Origin of the sequence: Pandoraea cepalis, from assembly GCF_902459665.1 — a bacterium.
Lineage (GTDB): Bacteria > Pseudomonadota > Gammaproteobacteria > Burkholderiales > Burkholderiaceae > Pandoraea > Pandoraea cepalis.
On sequence record NZ_CABPSL010000030.1, the window covers coordinates 1 to 15616 of the forward strand.

The 15616-nt window shown below is 66.0% G+C and carries 19 protein-coding genes and 1 pseudogene; 4 read left to right on the forward strand and 16 right to left on the reverse strand.

Features of this window, described 5'->3' with window-relative positions; all coding sequences use genetic code 11:
• Positions 1–5 precede the first annotated feature (5 nt).
• Entirely contained in the window at positions 6–341 is a 336-nt protein-coding gene (locus PCE31106_RS23010) for a hypothetical protein (RefSeq protein WP_217425926.1), read from the reverse strand.
• Positions 342–516: 175 nt separating this feature from the next.
• Here PCE31106_RS23010 and PCE31106_RS23015 point away from each other — a divergent pair.
• Positions 517–1209 (forward strand): annotated as a pseudogene (locus PCE31106_RS23015) (ATP-binding protein); the annotation flags it as partial.
• Positions 1210–1244: 35 nt separating this feature from the next.
• On the opposite strand, the gene PCE31106_RS23020 reads toward PCE31106_RS23015, so the two are convergent.
• Genes PCE31106_RS23020 through PCE31106_RS23030 form a run of 3 tightly spaced genes read right to left on the reverse strand, consistent with a single transcriptional unit; the run spans position 1245 to position 4704 of the window.
• Complete coding sequence (locus PCE31106_RS23020; RefSeq protein WP_009523279.1) at positions 1245–1937, reverse strand: ZIP family metal transporter; 693 nt, start codon at positions 1935–1937, stop codon at positions 1245–1247.
• A gap of 3 nt (positions 1938–1940) precedes the next feature.
• Positions 1941–2243, reverse strand: coding sequence for a double zinc ribbon domain-containing protein (locus tag PCE31106_RS23025; protein ID WP_082136747.1), 303 nt, complete (start codon positions 2241–2243; stop codon positions 1941–1943).
• A 22-nt stretch (positions 2244–2265) separates the two neighbouring features.
• The gene (locus tag PCE31106_RS23030) at positions 2266–4704 is read right to left on the reverse strand and encodes a heavy metal translocating P-type ATPase (protein ID WP_027477924.1); all 2439 of its coding nucleotides are present in this window, start codon (positions 4702–4704) and stop codon (positions 2266–2268) included.
• Between the two features lie 103 nt (positions 4705–4807).
• Between PCE31106_RS23030 and cadR the strand changes: the two genes are divergently transcribed.
• Positions 4808–5263: a Cd(II)/Pb(II)-responsive transcriptional regulator gene (gene cadR / locus PCE31106_RS23035; protein ID WP_024537628.1), complete on the forward strand. Its 456-nt coding sequence runs from the start codon at positions 4808–4810 to the stop codon at positions 5261–5263.
• On the opposite strand, the gene PCE31106_RS23040 is transcribed toward cadR, so the two are convergent.
• From PCE31106_RS23040 to parA, 5 genes are all read right to left on the reverse strand, one after another.
• Positions 5264–7258, reverse strand: coding sequence for a relaxase/mobilization nuclease domain-containing protein (locus PCE31106_RS23040; RefSeq protein ID WP_024537629.1), 1995 nt, complete (start codon positions 7256–7258; stop codon positions 5264–5266). It abuts the gene before it with no gap.
• A gap of 436 nt (positions 7259–7694) precedes the next feature.
• Positions 7695–8282 (reverse strand): S26 family signal peptidase, encoded by a 588-nt coding sequence (locus tag PCE31106_RS23050; protein WP_027477923.1) that lies wholly within the window; start codon positions 8280–8282, stop codon positions 7695–7697.
• The gene (locus PCE31106_RS23055; protein ID WP_027477922.1) at positions 8279–8824 is read right to left on the reverse strand and encodes a DUF2840 domain-containing protein; all 546 of its coding nucleotides are present in this window, start codon (positions 8822–8824) and stop codon (positions 8279–8281) included. Before PCE31106_RS23055 ends, PCE31106_RS23050 begins: the two co-directional genes overlap by 4 nt.
• On the reverse strand, positions 8821–9105 hold the full coding sequence (locus PCE31106_RS23060; RefSeq protein WP_009523273.1) for a hypothetical protein: 285 nt from the start codon (positions 9103–9105) through the stop codon (positions 8821–8823). Before PCE31106_RS23060 ends, PCE31106_RS23055 begins: the two co-directional genes overlap by 4 nt.
• Positions 9102–9740, reverse strand: a complete 639-nt coding sequence (parA, locus tag PCE31106_RS23065; protein ID WP_059400215.1) for a ParA family partition ATPase — start codon at positions 9738–9740, stop codon at positions 9102–9104. The genes PCE31106_RS23060 and parA overlap by 4 nt, the downstream gene beginning before the upstream one ends.
• On the opposite strand from parA, the gene PCE31106_RS24515 reads away from it, so the two are divergent.
• Positions 9739–9870: a hypothetical protein gene (locus tag PCE31106_RS24515; protein ID WP_255581933.1), complete on the forward strand. Its 132-nt coding sequence runs from the start codon at positions 9739–9741 to the stop codon at positions 9868–9870. The genes parA and PCE31106_RS24515 overlap by 2 nt on opposite strands.
• Before the next feature lie 159 nt (positions 9871–10029).
• Here PCE31106_RS24515 and PCE31106_RS23075 read toward each other — a convergent pair whose 3' ends face one another.
• The 4 genes from PCE31106_RS23075 to PCE31106_RS23090 all read right to left on the reverse strand — a co-directional run bounded on the left by PCE31106_RS23075 (position 10030) and on the right by PCE31106_RS23090 (position 12729).
• A complete protein-coding gene (locus PCE31106_RS23075) occupies positions 10030–10887 on the reverse strand; it encodes a replication initiator protein A (RefSeq protein WP_059400232.1) in 858 nt (285 codons plus the stop codon).
• A gap of 26 nt (positions 10888–10913) precedes the next feature.
• Positions 10914–11204 carry a helix-turn-helix transcriptional regulator gene (locus PCE31106_RS23080; protein ID WP_103245942.1) on the reverse strand — a complete coding sequence of 97 codons (291 nt, stop codon included), beginning with the start codon at positions 11202–11204 and terminating at the stop codon, positions 10914–10916.
• 83 nt (positions 11205–11287) lie between these two features.
• Positions 11288–12049 carry a DUF2285 domain-containing protein gene (locus PCE31106_RS23085; protein WP_150564807.1) on the reverse strand — a complete coding sequence of 254 codons (762 nt, stop codon included), beginning with the start codon at positions 12047–12049 and terminating at the stop codon, positions 11288–11290.
• Between the two features lie 329 nt (positions 12050–12378).
• On the reverse strand, positions 12379–12729 hold the full coding sequence (locus tag PCE31106_RS23090; RefSeq protein WP_009523268.1) for a DUF2958 domain-containing protein: 351 nt from the start codon (positions 12727–12729) through the stop codon (positions 12379–12381).
• Between the two features lie 257 nt (positions 12730–12986).
• Between PCE31106_RS23090 and PCE31106_RS23095 the strand changes: the two genes are divergently transcribed.
• Positions 12987–13277 (forward strand): helix-turn-helix domain-containing protein, encoded by a 291-nt coding sequence (locus tag PCE31106_RS23095; protein ID WP_009523267.1) that lies wholly within the window; start codon positions 12987–12989, stop codon positions 13275–13277.
• A gap of 388 nt (positions 13278–13665) precedes the next feature.
• On the opposite strand, the gene PCE31106_RS23100 is transcribed toward PCE31106_RS23095, so the two are convergent.
• From PCE31106_RS23100 to PCE31106_RS23115, 3 genes are all read right to left on the reverse strand, one after another.
• Positions 13666–13980: a DUF736 domain-containing protein gene (locus PCE31106_RS23100; protein WP_009523266.1), complete on the reverse strand. Its 315-nt coding sequence runs from the start codon at positions 13978–13980 to the stop codon at positions 13666–13668.
• Between the two features lie 803 nt (positions 13981–14783).
• The gene (locus tag PCE31106_RS23110) at positions 14784–15176 is read right to left on the reverse strand and encodes a YkvA family protein (protein ID WP_059400218.1); all 393 of its coding nucleotides are present in this window, start codon (positions 15174–15176) and stop codon (positions 14784–14786) included.
• A 186-nt stretch (positions 15177–15362) separates the two neighbouring features.
• Positions 15363–15572, reverse strand: coding sequence for a hypothetical protein (locus PCE31106_RS23115; protein ID WP_059400219.1), 210 nt, complete (start codon positions 15570–15572; stop codon positions 15363–15365).
• Positions 15573–15616: the final 44 nt, after the last annotated feature.

The following is a 15616-nucleotide window of genomic DNA, read 5'->3' on the forward strand; positions in this document are numbered from 1 at the left end:
GCGGCTCAAGGCCGGATTCGATGAACACTATCGGGCTCAAGTGCTTGGAATGCAGGTCTCTTGATGCGATTGCCCTGGCTGACCGGCGACGCCAGCTTGACATCCCCTGACAAGACCGAGAAGCACCCGGCATGACAGGACGCGCAATCAGGATCGCCACCCAGGGTCTTGGCCGGATCAGGGCTGGCATCCTGGCCGTCGGCCGCCTTGTGCTGATGCGCATGGTGGCCGAAGTGCTTGGCCGCAGCTCCGGTTTCATGCTGGCAATAACTGGCCACTGCCGCCCAACTGAATTGAAGCGGCAAGAACACCAGCAAGACGATGGCCAGCCATTTGCGCATAGGGGTAACAGTGTAGCAGCTACATGCTTTACTTTGCCACTCCTCGCTGCTTGGGTTTTCTCAGAGCCCCGTGCGCGTAGCGTGCCTCCTCTCAGGTTCATCCTGCATCAAATCAGAGCCGCTTCGATATTCGGCGAGTTGTGGCCGCTTTGACGACTGAGGCGACACGAGGGGGCGCCACAGCGCAGGGTACGGGCAACTGGAAGCCTTCAATGCTGATGTTGCGCATGAACTGTTCACGCCGTTGGCGACGTTGATGGGGGGCACTGAAGTTGCTTTGCGCAAAGCACGCGATGCCGACACGTTGCGAGATGTGTTGGGCTCGCACCTCGAAGATCTCCAGCGCATGTCGATGATCGTGCAGGACATGCTCTTTCTGTCGCAAGCCGACCGTGGGGCTGAGGCCCGCCGCGAGCATGTCGCCAGTCTGGCCGGCGTTGCGCGCGCGGTGGTGGAATTGCACGAGGCGGCCATTGAAGAGGCCGGGCTGAAGGTTCGTATCGACGGCGATGCCACCGGCTTGGCCGATGTGCGCCTGTTGCAGCGCGCGCTATCCAACCTGATCGGCAACGCAACCCGACACGCGCATCCGCACAGCACCGTTGTCGTGCAAATCGACCGGCTGGACGGCGAGATCGCCCTGCGGGTGGTGAACGAGGGGCAGACGATTTCAGCCGAGCATTTGCCCAATCTGTTCAACCGCTTCTACCGGGCAGATGCGGCGCGGTCGGATGCCGCCCGCAATCATGGACTGGGCTTGGCCATCGTGGCTGCCATCGCCCGCATGCACGGAGGGCGGACGATGGTCGATTCGAGCAACGGCATCACGTCTATCGGGCTCATGGTGCCCACCCCGCGCGCGCAATAGTCAACGGATCGGGCACCACCAACAGACTGGCTCCACTAGCCAATTACTTCTTCCAGCAGGAGAAGCGCCAGAAAGCCGACAAAGAACATCGCCGTCACCCAGGGGCGATCTGGCGTTTCGTGTGCTTCGATCAGCAGTTCTTCGGTCACGAGGTAGAGCAACGCAATCAGACCAAACGCGAAGAAGCCAGTCAGAAGAGGGTTGGGCAACAGCGCCACCGGCGCTCCAAGCAAGGCCCCGATCGGCAGCAAGAGCACGAGCGCGGCCGTGATCCAGACGACCCTGGCACGGGAGCGAACGCTCTCGCCGAGTTCCGTGGCCACTGTCAATCCCAGGAACAGAACCTCGATGGTCAGGGCGATGGTCAGAAGCAAGCCGACCTTTGGGCCAGCCGCAAACCCGATACCAAGCACCAAGCCATCAATCAGGATGTCGATGCCGATCACGGTCAGGAGACCGGCCGGCCCCTTCGCCAACGCTTCCAGATGCTTCACCAGCAGCATGGTGGCGACGCCGATTCCGCCGCCGATCATCGTCGCCCAAGGCGAGGCCCGGTGCATGATGTCGGGCAAGATTTCGCCGGCCGCCGCCGCGAACACGACGCCAGCGGCGAAATGCTGAATCGCGCTGACCAGTGTTGGCCCCGGCCGCACGTTCACCGCGACCGCAGCTCCGATGATGGCGGCCGCTGCCGGGATCAAGGTGTAGATCCAGGCCGAGATCACCATGACTTAAGTTACCGCGTTGCCGCACTGAGCACAGAATTTCGCGCCGATCGGAATGACGCTACTGCACTTCGTGCACGACGCTGGCACCAGCGATGTCCCGCACTGGCCGCAAAAGCGAGCGCCGTTCGGATTGATCGCTTTGCATTGCGGGCAAGTGATGCCGCTGGCCGAAGGCGCCGGATTGCGCCCCCAGTCGTGACTGCTGGGGCCACCGTGGCCATGGCTACTGCCATGCCCGTGGGAGCCGCCATGCCCCCCGCCGTGGCCGCCGCCATGCCCACCAAAAATTCGATCCAGGATTCCCATTTTCAACACTCCATATTCGGTTTTACTGACCCGCCTGCTGCCTGAGCAGCCTCAGCCCGTTGAAGACCACCAGCAAGCTCGCCCCCATGTCGGCGAACACGGCCATCCACATGGAGGCATCGTCGAAGATCGCCAGCAGCAGGAACACTAGCTTGATGCCCAGCGCGAGCGCGATGTTCTGCCATAGCACGGCGTGGGTGCGCCTGGACAGCCGGATCGTTTCGGGCAGGCGGCGTAGGTCGTCGTTCATGACCACCACGTCGGCGGCCTCCATCGCGGTGTGGGTGCCCGCGCCGCCCATAGCGAAGCCGATGTCAGCCTTCGCCAGCGCGGGGGCGTCGTTGATGCCGTCGCCGGTCATCGCCGTGACGCCCATGCGCTGCTGAAGCTCGCCGATGGCCTGCAACTTGTCCTCGGGCAGCAGGTTGCCACGCACCTCGGCGATGCCCGCCTGGGTGCCGACGGTTTGCGCCGTCGCCAGGTTATCGCCCGTCAACATCACCGGCGTCACGCCCAATGCCTTCAGGTCGGCCACGGCCTGCGCGGATGAGGATTTGATGGTGTCGGCTACTGCACAGATGGCCATGACCCGTTCGCTGCTGGCCAACAACGTGACGGTGCGGCCAGCTTGCTCATGCACTGCAAGGCGGGCTTCGAGGTCAGCCGAACACTGCCCGCGCTCTTCAATCCAGCGGTGGTTAGCCAGCACATAGGTATGGCCGTCGATCACCCCCTGCACGCCGCGCCCGGCAACAGCCTGAAACTCATCCACTTCTTGCGTGGCGGACGACACGCCATCTGCGATGGCCTTGGACACTGGATGATCCGACCGCGCTGCGAGGCTCTTGGCCAGCCCCTCCAGGGCTTGTTGGCCGAGTCCTGTGTCCACGGGCTCGAAGGCCACCAGCTTGGGCTTGCCTTCGGTGATGGTGCCGGTCTTGTCCAGCGCCACGGCCTTGATCTTGCGCGCCTCTTCCAGGTACACACCACCTTTGATCAGGATGCCTCGCCGCGCCCCAGCGGCCAAACCGCTGACGACGGTGACGGGCGTGGAAATCACCAAGGCGCAAGGGCAGGCGATGACCAGCAGCACCAGGGCCTTGTAGGCGGCCTGCATCCAGGTCAGCCCCATGAGCCAGGGCGCCAACAACGCAACGGCAACGGCCAGGACGAACACCGCAGGCGTGTAGACGGCGGCAAAGCGATCCACGAAACGCTGCGTGGGCGCACGGGAAGACTGGGCCTGCTCAACGGCGTGGATGATGCGCGCCAGCGTGCTGTCGGACGCGGGGGCCGTGACACGGATTTCCAACGCCGCAGCCTGATTGATGGTGCCGGCGAAGACTTCATCGCCGGGGCTCTTGTCCACCGGCAAGCTTTCGCCGGTCACGGGGGACTGGTCAATAGCGCTCTGACCTAGGCTCACGATGCCATCCAGCGGAACGCGCTCGCCAGGGCGAATACGCACGGTCATGCCCACAGTGACTTCCTTGACTCCCATGCGCACCCAATTGCCATCGTCTTGACGCACTTCAGCTTGCTCCGGCGCGAGCGCCAGCAGGCTCTTGATGGCGCCGCGCGCCCGATCCACGGCGCGGGCCTCGATGGCTTCCGCAATCGCATATAGGGCCATCACCATCGCCGCTTCGGGCCACTGGCCGATCAGGAAAGCGCCGGTCACGGCCACGGTCATCAGGGCATTGATGTTCAAGCGGCCCTGCCGCAGTGCAGCCAGCCCCTTGCCGTAAACCGAGAAACCCGACAGCGCGATGGCCGCCGCGGCCAGCGCCATTCCCAGCGCCTTGACAGGTACGCTGTCTGGAAAGGCGAATGCCAAGCCCTCGGCCGCCACAGCCAACCCCAGGGCGCCCAGCGACTTGCCCCATGTCGTCCAGAAGCCCGTTGGCGAGGCAACCGCAGCAGCCGACGAGCCTGTGTCGCCAAGAGGTTCCGGCTTGAAGCCTGCCTTGCGGATTGCGTCTAGCGCCTGCTGCAAGACAGGATCATCGGCGGCAATGGCCAACTCGCGTTCGCCCAGATTGAATTGCAGGCTACGAATTCCCGCCATGCCGTCCAACGCCCGGCGGATTTCCGACTCCTCCGAGGCACAGTCCATATTCGCAATGCGGAAGCGCTGGACATTCTTCGCGCCGAGGGGTTCTGGCTTGAAACCCGCTTTGCGGATCGCTTCTAGGGCCTCGGGCAGCGCGTGGTCATCGGCGGCAATGGCAAGCTCTCGATCCCCCAGGTTGAATCGCAGGCTGCGAATCCCCGCCATGCCTTCCAGCGCCCGGCGGATTTCCGACTCCTCTGAGGCACAGTCCATGTTTTCTATGCGAAAGCGTTGCGGCCCAATAGTCGTTGCATCAGACGCTGTTGGCTCGGGCGCCACAGGCACTGTTGCACAGCCACTCCCGCAGCAGGCAGCGTCGGCGTGTTGGCGTTGGTGGGCAGAGTTCATGAAATTCTCCTTTTCAGTCAGATTGGAAACCCTGTACCCACTACAGAGTCAAGCGCCTACAATGAGCCTTGGAGAAAAACCCGCGACCGCTGAAGATGAACTCATGAAAATCGGCGAACTGGCTAAGGCCGCACATACCCAGGTAGAGACGATCCGGTACTACGAGCGTGAAGGCTTGCTACCCGAAACGGCCCGTACGGATGGCAACTACCGCATGTACGCAGAAGAACACGTTGACCGGCTGTCCTTCATCCGGCACTGCCGGGGGTTGGACATGACGCTGGATGAAATCCGGGTTCTGTTGCGCTTCAAGGATGCACCGCACGAGAACTGCGCCCAGGTGAACGACCTGCTCGACGAGCACATCGACCATGTGGCTACCCGCATCAAGGAATTGAAAGCGTTGGAACGACAGCTCAAGACCTTGCGGGAACGCTGCCGTGAATCCCAGCAGGCCAGCCAGTGCGGCATCTTGACCGAGCTGTCCTCAGCATCGCGCCATCTGCACGAACCGGCGACGCGCAGGGGCCATGTTCATGGGGCACATAGCCTCAAGTGACTAGCCCAAAGAAACCCCAAGCCGACGCCCGATTTCCCATGAGGTCGTTCCGCCACGCACTGTCGCCGCAAGCGGCTGCCCCAACCGCTGCTCGATCACTGGCCTCCACGGTACCAGGCTGAAGCCCATGCCGTCGTCCAGCATCGCATACCGACCGCTGGCGAGCATGAGGCTGCGGCGGTAGATGCCGGCCACGCGCTGGCCGTCGGCCACCGGGCGGTGCTCCAGGCCGGTTTCGGCGGCGATGTCCTTGGCGGCCTGCGCCAGCTCGCGGCTGCGCAGCGTGCCCAGCAGGTTTCGGGCGAGGATCACGCGCTGCCCGCGCCGCTCGGCCAGTCCCTGTTCGGCCAGGAAGTCGGCGCGCTGCTGCATCGCCTGCTTGGCCTCGCCGCCAAAGCCGAGGTCGCCCAGGCCCGAGCCGCCGCCGATCAGTTGCTGGTCGAGCCAGGTAGCCCCGATGACGCGGGCCTGCCGCTCGATGGGCAGGTGCGATTTCAGTTCCACGGCCACGCCGCCCAGGCGCTGCGCGTCGTACTGATGGCCACGCTCGGGCAGATCGTCCGGCACCTTCCATAGCCCTTCGGCCACGCGCTCCACGATGCCGGCGCGGCGCAGGGCTTCGAGTCGGCGGATGTGGGCCGCGACGACTTCCTGCGGATCACGGCCCGGCACGGCCTGACCCTGCGCGACGGCCAGGTGATGGTCGGTGCGGTATAGGCCGCCGCTCGCCAGTGCGGTGATGTTCTTGTCGGCTGCGCGCACGTCGGCCGATCCCTTCACCTCCACTACGGCGCCGGCCGGATAGTTCGCCAGTTCATCGTGTGCGTTGAGCGCGACGTAGTGGGCCTTGCCGTCCACGCCGTCGATGACCAGATAGCCCCGGTCGCGCAGCTCGTCGGCCAGCCCCTTCGCTGCCACGCGGCCGAGAATGGTTCGGCCACCTCCATCAGCATCTTGGCCCGGCTCGAACACCGCCAGCTCGCGCGGCTCGCCGCGCATGGCCCGCTGCATGGTGCGGATGATGTCGCCACGCTCGCCCAGGGCGCGCAGGGTCTTTTCGGCATCGGCATGGACAGCCCAGGTGCCCGGCTGCATCTCGTCAGCCAGGCCCAGGAGCTGCAAGCGTTGCAGGCGGCCGATCAGCAGCAAGCGCTGGCGTTGCAGTCGGGGTTCATTGAGCCGTTCGACATGCACCAGGCCATCATCGCCGGCCTCGCGCTTCAAGGTGCGATCCAGGCTCGTCCACCGCTCCTGATCCACCTCGCGTCGCAAGGTCTGCTGGATCTCCAGTTCGGTGCGCGGCCCCAGCCGTTCGGTCGCCAGTTCGGCGGCACGATGGCGGAACCCGTCGGCGATGTAGTCGCCCGCGATGATGAGGTCTTTGCCGGTGTCGTCGCGCCCGCGCACGACGATGTGCGTATGCGGGTTGTCGGTGTTCCAGTGGTTGACGGCTACCCAATCGAGGCCCGTGCCCAGGTCGGCTTCCATGCGGCCCATCAGGTGCCGCGTGTAGGTGCGCAGGTCTTCCAGCTCCGCGCCGTCCTCCGGCGAGAGGATGAAGCGGAAATGGTGCCGATCGTCGGCGCAGCGTTCCTTGAAGGCGTCGAGGTCGGCGGCATCGGTCAGCGGCCCGTAGGCTTGGCCCGGCTCGCCATCGCGGCCCACGCCGTCGCGCTCGATGTAGCGCAGGTGCTTGGCGAGTGATTGCGGGCTGGCCCGTTGCTGGTTGACCAGCAACGTCTTGATGGTCACGCGCCGCGACATAGGCGTGAGCTTCGCGCCTGCGAAGCGTGCCGCCGTATGCCCGCGCCCTAGTCGAGAGCCGGGCCGCTGGCCAGCGCGTGCGCTGCTGCCGCCGGCTGCGGGACGGCGCATCGACGACTTGCCACTGCTGGCCTTGCCTGCCTGCTTGAGCACCCTGGAGACGAAGCCCTGGCCCCGGTTCTTCGGGGCACTGGGTCGGATGCGGAAATCGTCATCGCGGCGGTCGGTCATGGCTGCGCTCCCTGCAAGCTCTGGCGTGTCCGGGCGTGCGAAGCACGCGGGCACGCCTGCATCGGCGCGGGCCTCGCGCCCCACGCGGCACGGCGGCGAAGCCGCTCCGTGCCGCGCCACCCCCACGTGCAGACAGGCTTTCGACGCGGCCCCGTGCCGCGTCCTTTTGTCTTGCCTTCCGCCTTTGCCCCTCGCTGGCGCTCAGGGCAGCGGCGGCCCGGCGGCGCTGCTGCGCGAGCAGCCTGCGCGCCGGCGAACGCAGACACGGCCGCAGGCCGGGCGCGTTCGAGGCAAGACGCCTGCACGTTGGACTGCCGCACCGGAGGCAGCGCGAAGTGCGGTGCGAATGCACCCGCACTGCACGCGCGACGACACGGGGACGAACAGCAGAACGACACGCCCGATGGCACGATGATGCGCAGCGAATCGGCGGCGATCATGGGCGTGACTCCAGCCAGACCGGACGTGCAACGCCGATCACGGCGGCGGCGCTGACCGGCCCGAAATACCGGCTGTCGAATGACGCCGGGTTAGTCGCACTGAGCAAAAACAGCTCGCCAGGCCGAAGGCGGCGGCACTGCGGCCAGGATGGCAGCGGCCGGCCCCAGCGATCGGCAGACAGCACGGCGGCCGAAGGCACGCCGTCGATGCGGACTTTGCCGTCAGCGATGCACACCTCCTGCGGCGCGACCGCGCCCACGCGCTTGAGCAACGGGATGCGCGTCGGTAGGTAGCCGCGCTGCGCAGCGAGCGCGGCGGCCTCTGCGGGCAGCGGCACCAGCACGATGCTGCCCACGGACAACGGACGTGGCAGCGAGCTGGTGCGATGGTCAAGTGGATCGACGCGATACCAACCGACCGCCACGCTGTCGGACGGGTTGTAGGTCAGGCGCGGCAGTGGATGCACGAAAGACGCCCAGGCCAGCGCAGCGAGGCCGCAGGCGGACAGGCCCGCCAGCACGAGGCGAGCGCGCAGGCGCGAGCGAGAACGCGGCGTTGTGCCGGCGGTGGAAACAGCGGTCATGGCAGCGCCCTCCCGACCAGCCAGGCGGCGTGCCGCTCGGCGCTGTATTCGGGCAACGGCAAGCGCGCAGCGAGCCGGTTGCCCAGCGTGCGCCAGTACGCGGGCGAGGCGGTAGCGGGCGCGATGCCCAGCGCCTCGATAGCGGCGATGCGTTCCAGCACGGCGCGCACCTGGTTGTCGCCCTCGACGTGCAGCAGCAGGCGTGCACTCGGCTGAACGCCGGGGATGCGCTGCGCCGCATCGAGCGGCGTGCAAGCCTGCATCACCATGAGCTGCCAGCGGATCGTGCCGTAGTCGTTGGCCTGCCAGCGAATGCGGCAGAACATGGCGCCCGGCAGGAACACGGCGCAGCGCCGCCAGCGGTCGAGCTGGTGCGTGCGCGCAGGTTCGCCGAAGCGCAGGTAGAGCTTGAAGCGCGGTTCGATGTAGGCCAGCGCCACGCGCGTCAGCGGCGCGCTGGCAGGCTGGCCGGAAGGTGCTGCGAGCGCAGCCGTGGCCGCGAAGGCAACAGGCGCGGGGGCAGACGAAGCGGATGCAGTCATGGCGTGTTCTCCCTGCGGTGTTCTGGAAACTCCCGCTCCAGCAGGCCGCGCAGCAGGTCGGCCACGGTCACGCCCTGCGTGAAGGCCGACACCTTGATGCGCGCCCGCATGGCGGGCGTGATGTCGAGCGTGAGGCGGGCCGTATAGAGGTCGCCCTTGCCCAGCGCATCGGCGTCGCCCTGGCGAATCCACGCCTCGGCGTGCGGATTCGCGGGCGGACGCGCGCCGATGCCGACGCGCTTTACCGTGCGTTTGCTGTTCGGTGGCGGCTTCGCAGTCATGTCGGCCACCGCAGCAGTTCGTCCACCAGCGCAGTGATTTCGCGCGCGGCGGCGCTGTCCGGTGCCGTCTCGCGTGCCAGCCGGCCAGCGGCCACGCTGTCGGCGAACACGATGCGTTGATGTACTTCCGCGCGCAGCGCAGGAAGCGGCTGCTCAGCCAGCGCGCCGCGTGCTTCGCGTCCGATGACGGTGGTACTGACGCGCCGGTTGATGACGAAGGCCGCGCGCAGCGTAGGCCGAAAGACTTGCGCCTCGCGGATCAGCGCCACCATCTCAGCGCTGGCCCACAGGTCGTAGGGGCTGGGCTGCACCGGGATCAGCACGCGCTCGGCCGCCAGCAGCGCGGAGCGTGCCAAGGCGGCGATGCGCGGCGGGCCGTCGATGACGACGTGATCGGCCCGCCTGGCGAGTTCTGGTGCCTCCTGGTGCAGGGTTTCGCGTGCGAGGCCCACGGCGCTGAACAGCCTTGGCAAACCTTGCTGGCTGCGGCGCTGCGTCCAGTCCAGCGCGGAGCTTTGGGGGTCGGCGTCCAGCAGCACGACATGCTGGCCGCGCATCGCCAGCTCGCCGGCGATGTGGGTGGCGAGCGTGGTCTTGCCCACGCCGCCTTTCTGATTGAGCAGCGCGACGATCATGGCGCAGCCCTCCTTGCTGGAAAACCTGCCTTTGATCGGCCTGCAAAACCGGCTTGCCGGTGGCAAAAATCACTGGCCCGCGCGTGCCGTTTGGTGGTTGTCCACCGAAACGCCGCACTGCTACTACTAATGTTAGGAATTAAGTTAGATAAGTTAAGAGAGGCCGAAACCCGCGCCAGCATTGGGTTTGCGGCCGATTTTGTTGCCTGATAGCACGAGGATTCGTTGCCTGATAGCACGATACTTCTGTTGCCTGATAGCACGAGCCCGTCCACAGGCTTTGCCGCAGTTATCCCCGTGCCGTGGGCGGCACGGGCCGAAACGTCAGCAGCGGCGCGGCAGCAGTGCTGAGGTATTCGATGCCCAGGCGATAGCCGGGCAAGGCTTGCCGAGCCACCAGCGCCCGCAGGTCGGCGGCGAAGTCGTAGTACCGCGCCACGCTGCCCGATTTGCGGTACAGGTGCTGGAAGTCGAATTGCCAGCCCCCCGGCTGTCGCCCACCGTGCTTTCGCACCAGCCGGTACAGCCACCGCTCGATGCCGCCCGTGAGCCGGAAATACGCTGGGTCGATGGTCAGCACCAGGGCGGCATCCATCACGCCGGCATAGAACCAGTCTGGCAGGATCAGCTCCAGCCCCAAGGGCGTGCCCTTGGCATCGGCCAGTTCCTTCCACTCGTTGATCCACGAGAAGCGGTGCAGCCGCCTTCCTGTGGTCTCCCGAATGGATGTGGCCACCGTGGTCGACTGCAGCCGATCCAGCGCGGCCTTGAGACGCTGGTAATCGCGCAGCGACGTACCGCGCCCGATGAAGCGCAGGATCTCGTAGGGTGTGGCCTGCATCAGCCGCGACGGGCGCAGGCCCGCGTCGCGCGCTTCCACAATCTGGCTCGCAGCCCAGATCAGGATGTCCGCATCCCAGATCGTGGCGATGCCGTGCTCCTGTGTACCCTCCACGCGGATCGTCACCCCACTGGCTTGGAAGTCGATAGGCGCTACGCGCCGCGACTTCGCCAGCGAGAAGAACGGAAAGGCCATCAAGTCCTGGCTGTCGCGCGGTGCCATGTCGCCCGGCAGGGCGCGGAACAGGTCGAGCTGTTCGCGCTCTGGCACGGGCCGCTGCCGGGACGGCAGCGCAGGGCTGGACATGGCGAAGGCCACCCGCTCGCCAACGATCAGCGCGCACGGCTGTCCGCCGAGTGCTGCTCGGCGTATTCGGGATCGGACGTAGTTTCGTAGCTGCGCTCGGCGGCCCAGGCATCGAGGTCGGCCACGGCGTACATGACGCGGCGGCCGAACTTGCGGAACTTGGGGCCGCCACCCAGCACGCGCTGCTTTTCCAGTGTGCGCGGCGACAGCCGCAGGTAGTCGGCAGCTTCGTCGTTGGTGAGATAACGCTGCGGTTGCGCGGTAGCGGTCGAGGTGGTTGCGGGAGCGGCGGCAGGCCGCAAGGGAGCGGGACGCATGGTGAGAACCTCCATAGCTTTCAAAGCTCCGGCCACACAGCGCAACCGGATGGAGGCAGTCTCAGAAAACGAAGCTCTCCTGCTCAGGGTCGTTTTGCGTGGCCTTCAAAACGACCCTTCTCAAGCGGAGCAAGCTGTGCTAGGCGGCGATAGCCGCCGCGCATCAGCGCATCGCCGCGCCGCGTCAGGCGGCGCACCTTGGAGCGCAGGCCGCCGTCGCTGTACCAACCAGCCGCGGCATCCACGCCGAACAAACCTTCGGCCACGTCGCGCAAGGACGCGCCCGTCAGGGCCGCGTCGAGCGCCTGCAAGGTGTGCAGTTCCAGCAAGGCCGAATGCGATGGCCGGGGCCGCGCATCGGCCAGCGCCGCACCGGGCGCATGGCCGCGTGCAGGTGCGGCAGAACCGCCGTGATGGGCATAGGCGACAGCCATGCCGTCCTCCAGGCCGGGCGCCAGCGCGAAGCGCAGGCACTGGCCGGGGCTGCGCGCGATCAGCGCCAGTCGCTTGCCGTCGTGGAGCAGGTGTTTGTGGCCGGGGATGTTCCAGAAGTCGAATGCGGCGGCGTCGGGCGGCGGATCAGCATCAGGGTAGAGCTGCACCACACCAGTGTGGCCGGGCAGCCAGGCCGGGTGCGCGTCACGCGCATCCAGCGCCGGGTCTTCCAGCAGGCGCAAGCCCCAGCGATGCCCAGCATCAGAGCGACGCGCACGGCGCAGCCAGTCGAGCCGGTAATCAGGATGGCGGCGCAGGTACTCCCAGGCCAGTGCGAGCGTGTCCAGCCCCAGGACGTAGAGGTAAGCGGCCGTGGGATACCAGTGCGCGAAATGGTGAGGGCTGACCATGACGAAAGCTCCTGTCGAACAGCAGGAACGTCGCCACGGCGGCGAACATGCGGGAGCCTCAAATCAAGGTGGAAATCCGGTTAAGCTGTAACTTCTGGTGTCAAGACCGATAGGCTCCGGCGAGTTGCGAAATCCGTCTGAATGCGACGGCCGCCTGACCCAAAAATGTCACGCGGCATAAAACACCGTGCCGCAAGCCGCGCGAAAGATCGTGACTGTTTCAGTCACAGATATTCGGGTTTGAAGCAGAGTGCGAATTCAGATCGAAAAGGTCTGGAGCAAGACCGAAATAGTCTGAATGCGCCCGGCTTGGCCGGAGCGCGAACGGTTCAATCAACGATGGAACCGTTCTCCTGGGCCAGCCGCAGGTATTCCGACAACGGGCGCACTGCCTGGAAATACAAATCCCGCATCACGGGCTGTTTGTTCGGGCCGACGATGGAGGCCAGGTCGGACAGCTTGATGCGGCCCAGCTCTGGCATACCAATGCCCACGTCCATGATGCCGGTCGCCGTATCGTCATCGGCAGGATCGAGCGAGGCCAGCAGCCAGATGGCGTGCGCGTCGGGGGTGAACAGCCGCACGACCGGCAACGGGTCGTGCGGTTCACCGGCGGCGGCCCGCCGCCCGTTCTCCAGCAGCGCGGCGCGCTGCGCATCGGTGACGAGGGGAGCGTTCATCGTGGTGCTCCTGTTCCAACATGGATTGCCGGTTTTGCGCTTCCGCGCCGAAGCACGGATGCGTGTTCCACCAAAGCCTTGGAAACACGAAAGCGCAAAAACAGAATTGTAGAAATCTGGAAAGGCACGTAGGCGGTTCTCCGGTTCTGTCGGAATCCGCAAAAGCGGATTTCCGTAAAAGCACGAATAAGGCCAGAGCCGCGAAAGAGTTAAAGATAACGTGGTTTTAATTGTGCTGCGACTTGACGCTTCTGTCCATGCAGAAGCGATCCATCCAGCGCGGCCGGCCAGCGGGCGCCACCACCTTCGATGCCGAACTGGCGCAAGCCTTCGGCGCGGCGGTGCGCGCGTTGCGGACGGAGCGCGGCATCGCGCAGGAGTCGCTGGCGCACCTCGCGGGCATCGAGCGTTCGCACATGGGCAAGGTCGAGCGTGGCGAGCACATGCCCACGCTGGCGATCATCTTCAAGATCGCCAGCGCACTCGAATGCAGCACGGCAGTGCTGATGAGCAAGGCCGAAGAACTGCTGGCGGTAGCCCAGGCATAGCCGCCGAAGCCCCGCCATCATGGCGGGGCGTGCCAGGCCGATCCGGTGCCAGCCGGTTCGGCGGTATCGAGGGGCGCCAAGCACCGCGCGGCGGGGATGGGCCTGGCGCCGATCCCTTGGAGGCAAGCGAAGCGCGCAGCGCCGCAGGCGCGAAGGCGGCAGGGATTGGAGCCGAATGGCCGTGACGGCGTAGTCGGCACGGGGCGGAGCCCGCAAAGCCCGGTGGTGCGCAGCACCGACCCGCCCCGCATGTACCTCTACCAATTCAAGCCATTGCTTGGTAGCCAGGCAAGACACATCCCGCACACTGCCAAGCCATTCTGCTTGCCGATACAGCGCAGCATTCGCAACACAGCGCCCCGCCGCGTGGGCGGGGCGCTGGCGGCCGTCAGGCCGCCTGGGGCTTGCTGCGCGACCAGATCAGGTCGTGCGTGCCGTCCTCGTCTTCGATCAGGCGGGCGTAGACCGTGGCCGGGAACGAAGGATCGTCGAGGGTCACGGAGATGTACTCCCGCCCGGCCTCGCTGGTCTTCTTCCACGCCGCGCCGATGTCGTGGCTGGCGGCCTGCAGGCGGAAGTCAGGGGCCTTCTCGTTGTCGCCCTTGTCGTTGGGCACCAGCTTGACCTTGACGTTGAGCGTCAGGGTGCGAAGCGTGCCGGTGAAGCCGTCTTTGTCTGCGGTGAAGGTGCCGATGTTGGCCATGATGGATCTCCTTTTGGTGGAACAAGGTTCGCGCCCATCGCGTCCTTGTTGTGATCCGGCCGGCGGGGGACGGGCGGGCTGCACCGCTTGCGGTCGCAACGCAGTGGAGAGCCGGGAGGCGAAAAGAATTTGTCCCGCGAGGAATCTGCGCAGCAGAGGGGAAATTGTTTTCGCTGGACGGTTGCAGCCAGGAAGCCCGAGGCGCAGCCGCGCCCCCGCCAGGATTCACAACAACACAAGGACGCTTTGGGCCGAACCGCACCGAAAGGAGACAGGGCCGGCTCGGCATTCCCGCACGAAGGCTGCACCGGCTCGCTCCCAGACGCGGGCCAGGTCAATACCCCAACGACGGGCGAGAACGCCCCTGCCGCACTTTGCGGCGCTGGTCTTGAGGCGTGGCGTGGAAGTTCCATGGCGATGCCGGGCGGGATGTCCGTGAGCCGTCCTTCATGACGTGATGGGCACGAACCGCCAGCGTTGAGGACGGCACGCATTCGCACAACCTGCCGCAGCAAGTCTCAGCGTGTTCGCCAACGTACCGTCCACTGCGGCGGGGCGCTGGCCAAGCCGATCCGGCTTCGCCGGTTCGGCAGCATTGAGGGGCGCCAAGCATCGCGCGGCGGGGATAGCCCGCTGGGCTTTCTCCTGGAGGCAAGCGCAGCGCGCAGCGCCGCAGGCGCGAAGGCGTGAGGGATTGACGCCGAATGGCCGTGACGGCGAAGTCGGCACGGGGCGCAGCCCGAAAGCCCGGCGGCGCATTGCGCCGACACGCCCAGCCCATTCAGTACGCCATCATGAACAGCCTACAGATGCGGCTTGAGCCAGAGCCACAACGCCACCCCCATCGCCAGCCACAGCATCAAGATCATCACGGCCCCGAATCGGCTCCTTGGCTTGGCCCCTTCTGTTCGCATCCATTCATCGGCCTGCACACGGCACTCCGCCAGCACCTCGGACGGCAACAGCTTCACGGTCAGCCAGATCAGCACGGGCAACAGAATCACATCGTCCAGATAGCCCAGCACCGGGATGAAGTCTGGAATTAGGTCGATGGGACTCAGGGCATAGGCCACCACGAACAACCCCAGCGCCTTGGCATACCAAGGCGTGCGGGGATGCTTGCCGGCAAACCACAGCGTCACGCCATCGCGTTTGATGCGCTTGGCCCAAGTCTTCATGGTGGTGCTGATACTCATGCCGGAAAGTGTGGCATAGCAGAAATAGCCGATTGACCCGATCGGCACATACTGGCATCGCGCACCACCGCGATGCCTGCAACGCCGCCGCCCGAGCCAGAGCGAGGGCGGCGGCGTGATGTTCCGGCTGTTCGGCTTCAACACCGCGCCCAGGACGGAACGGCCTGGGCGCGGTGCTGACGATGGTTATTCCTTCGTCTCGATGATCCACCACACGGCGCGAGCCAAGGCGCGACCCGTGATGGGATGAATGTCGGTGAGGTCAGCGCGGGCCGACCAGCCCGAGGGCGGGCGGTAGCCGCGCACGTCGCCATCGCCGTGCCAGCGGCGGGCGCGTGTTGTGCCGGGGGCGTAGATCGCCGCCATGCGCTGGCGGCTGCTGGTGATGCGGGTCATGGGGGCTTCTCCTTTCGGCGAAGCGCCCCGGTCGAAGCCGGGGC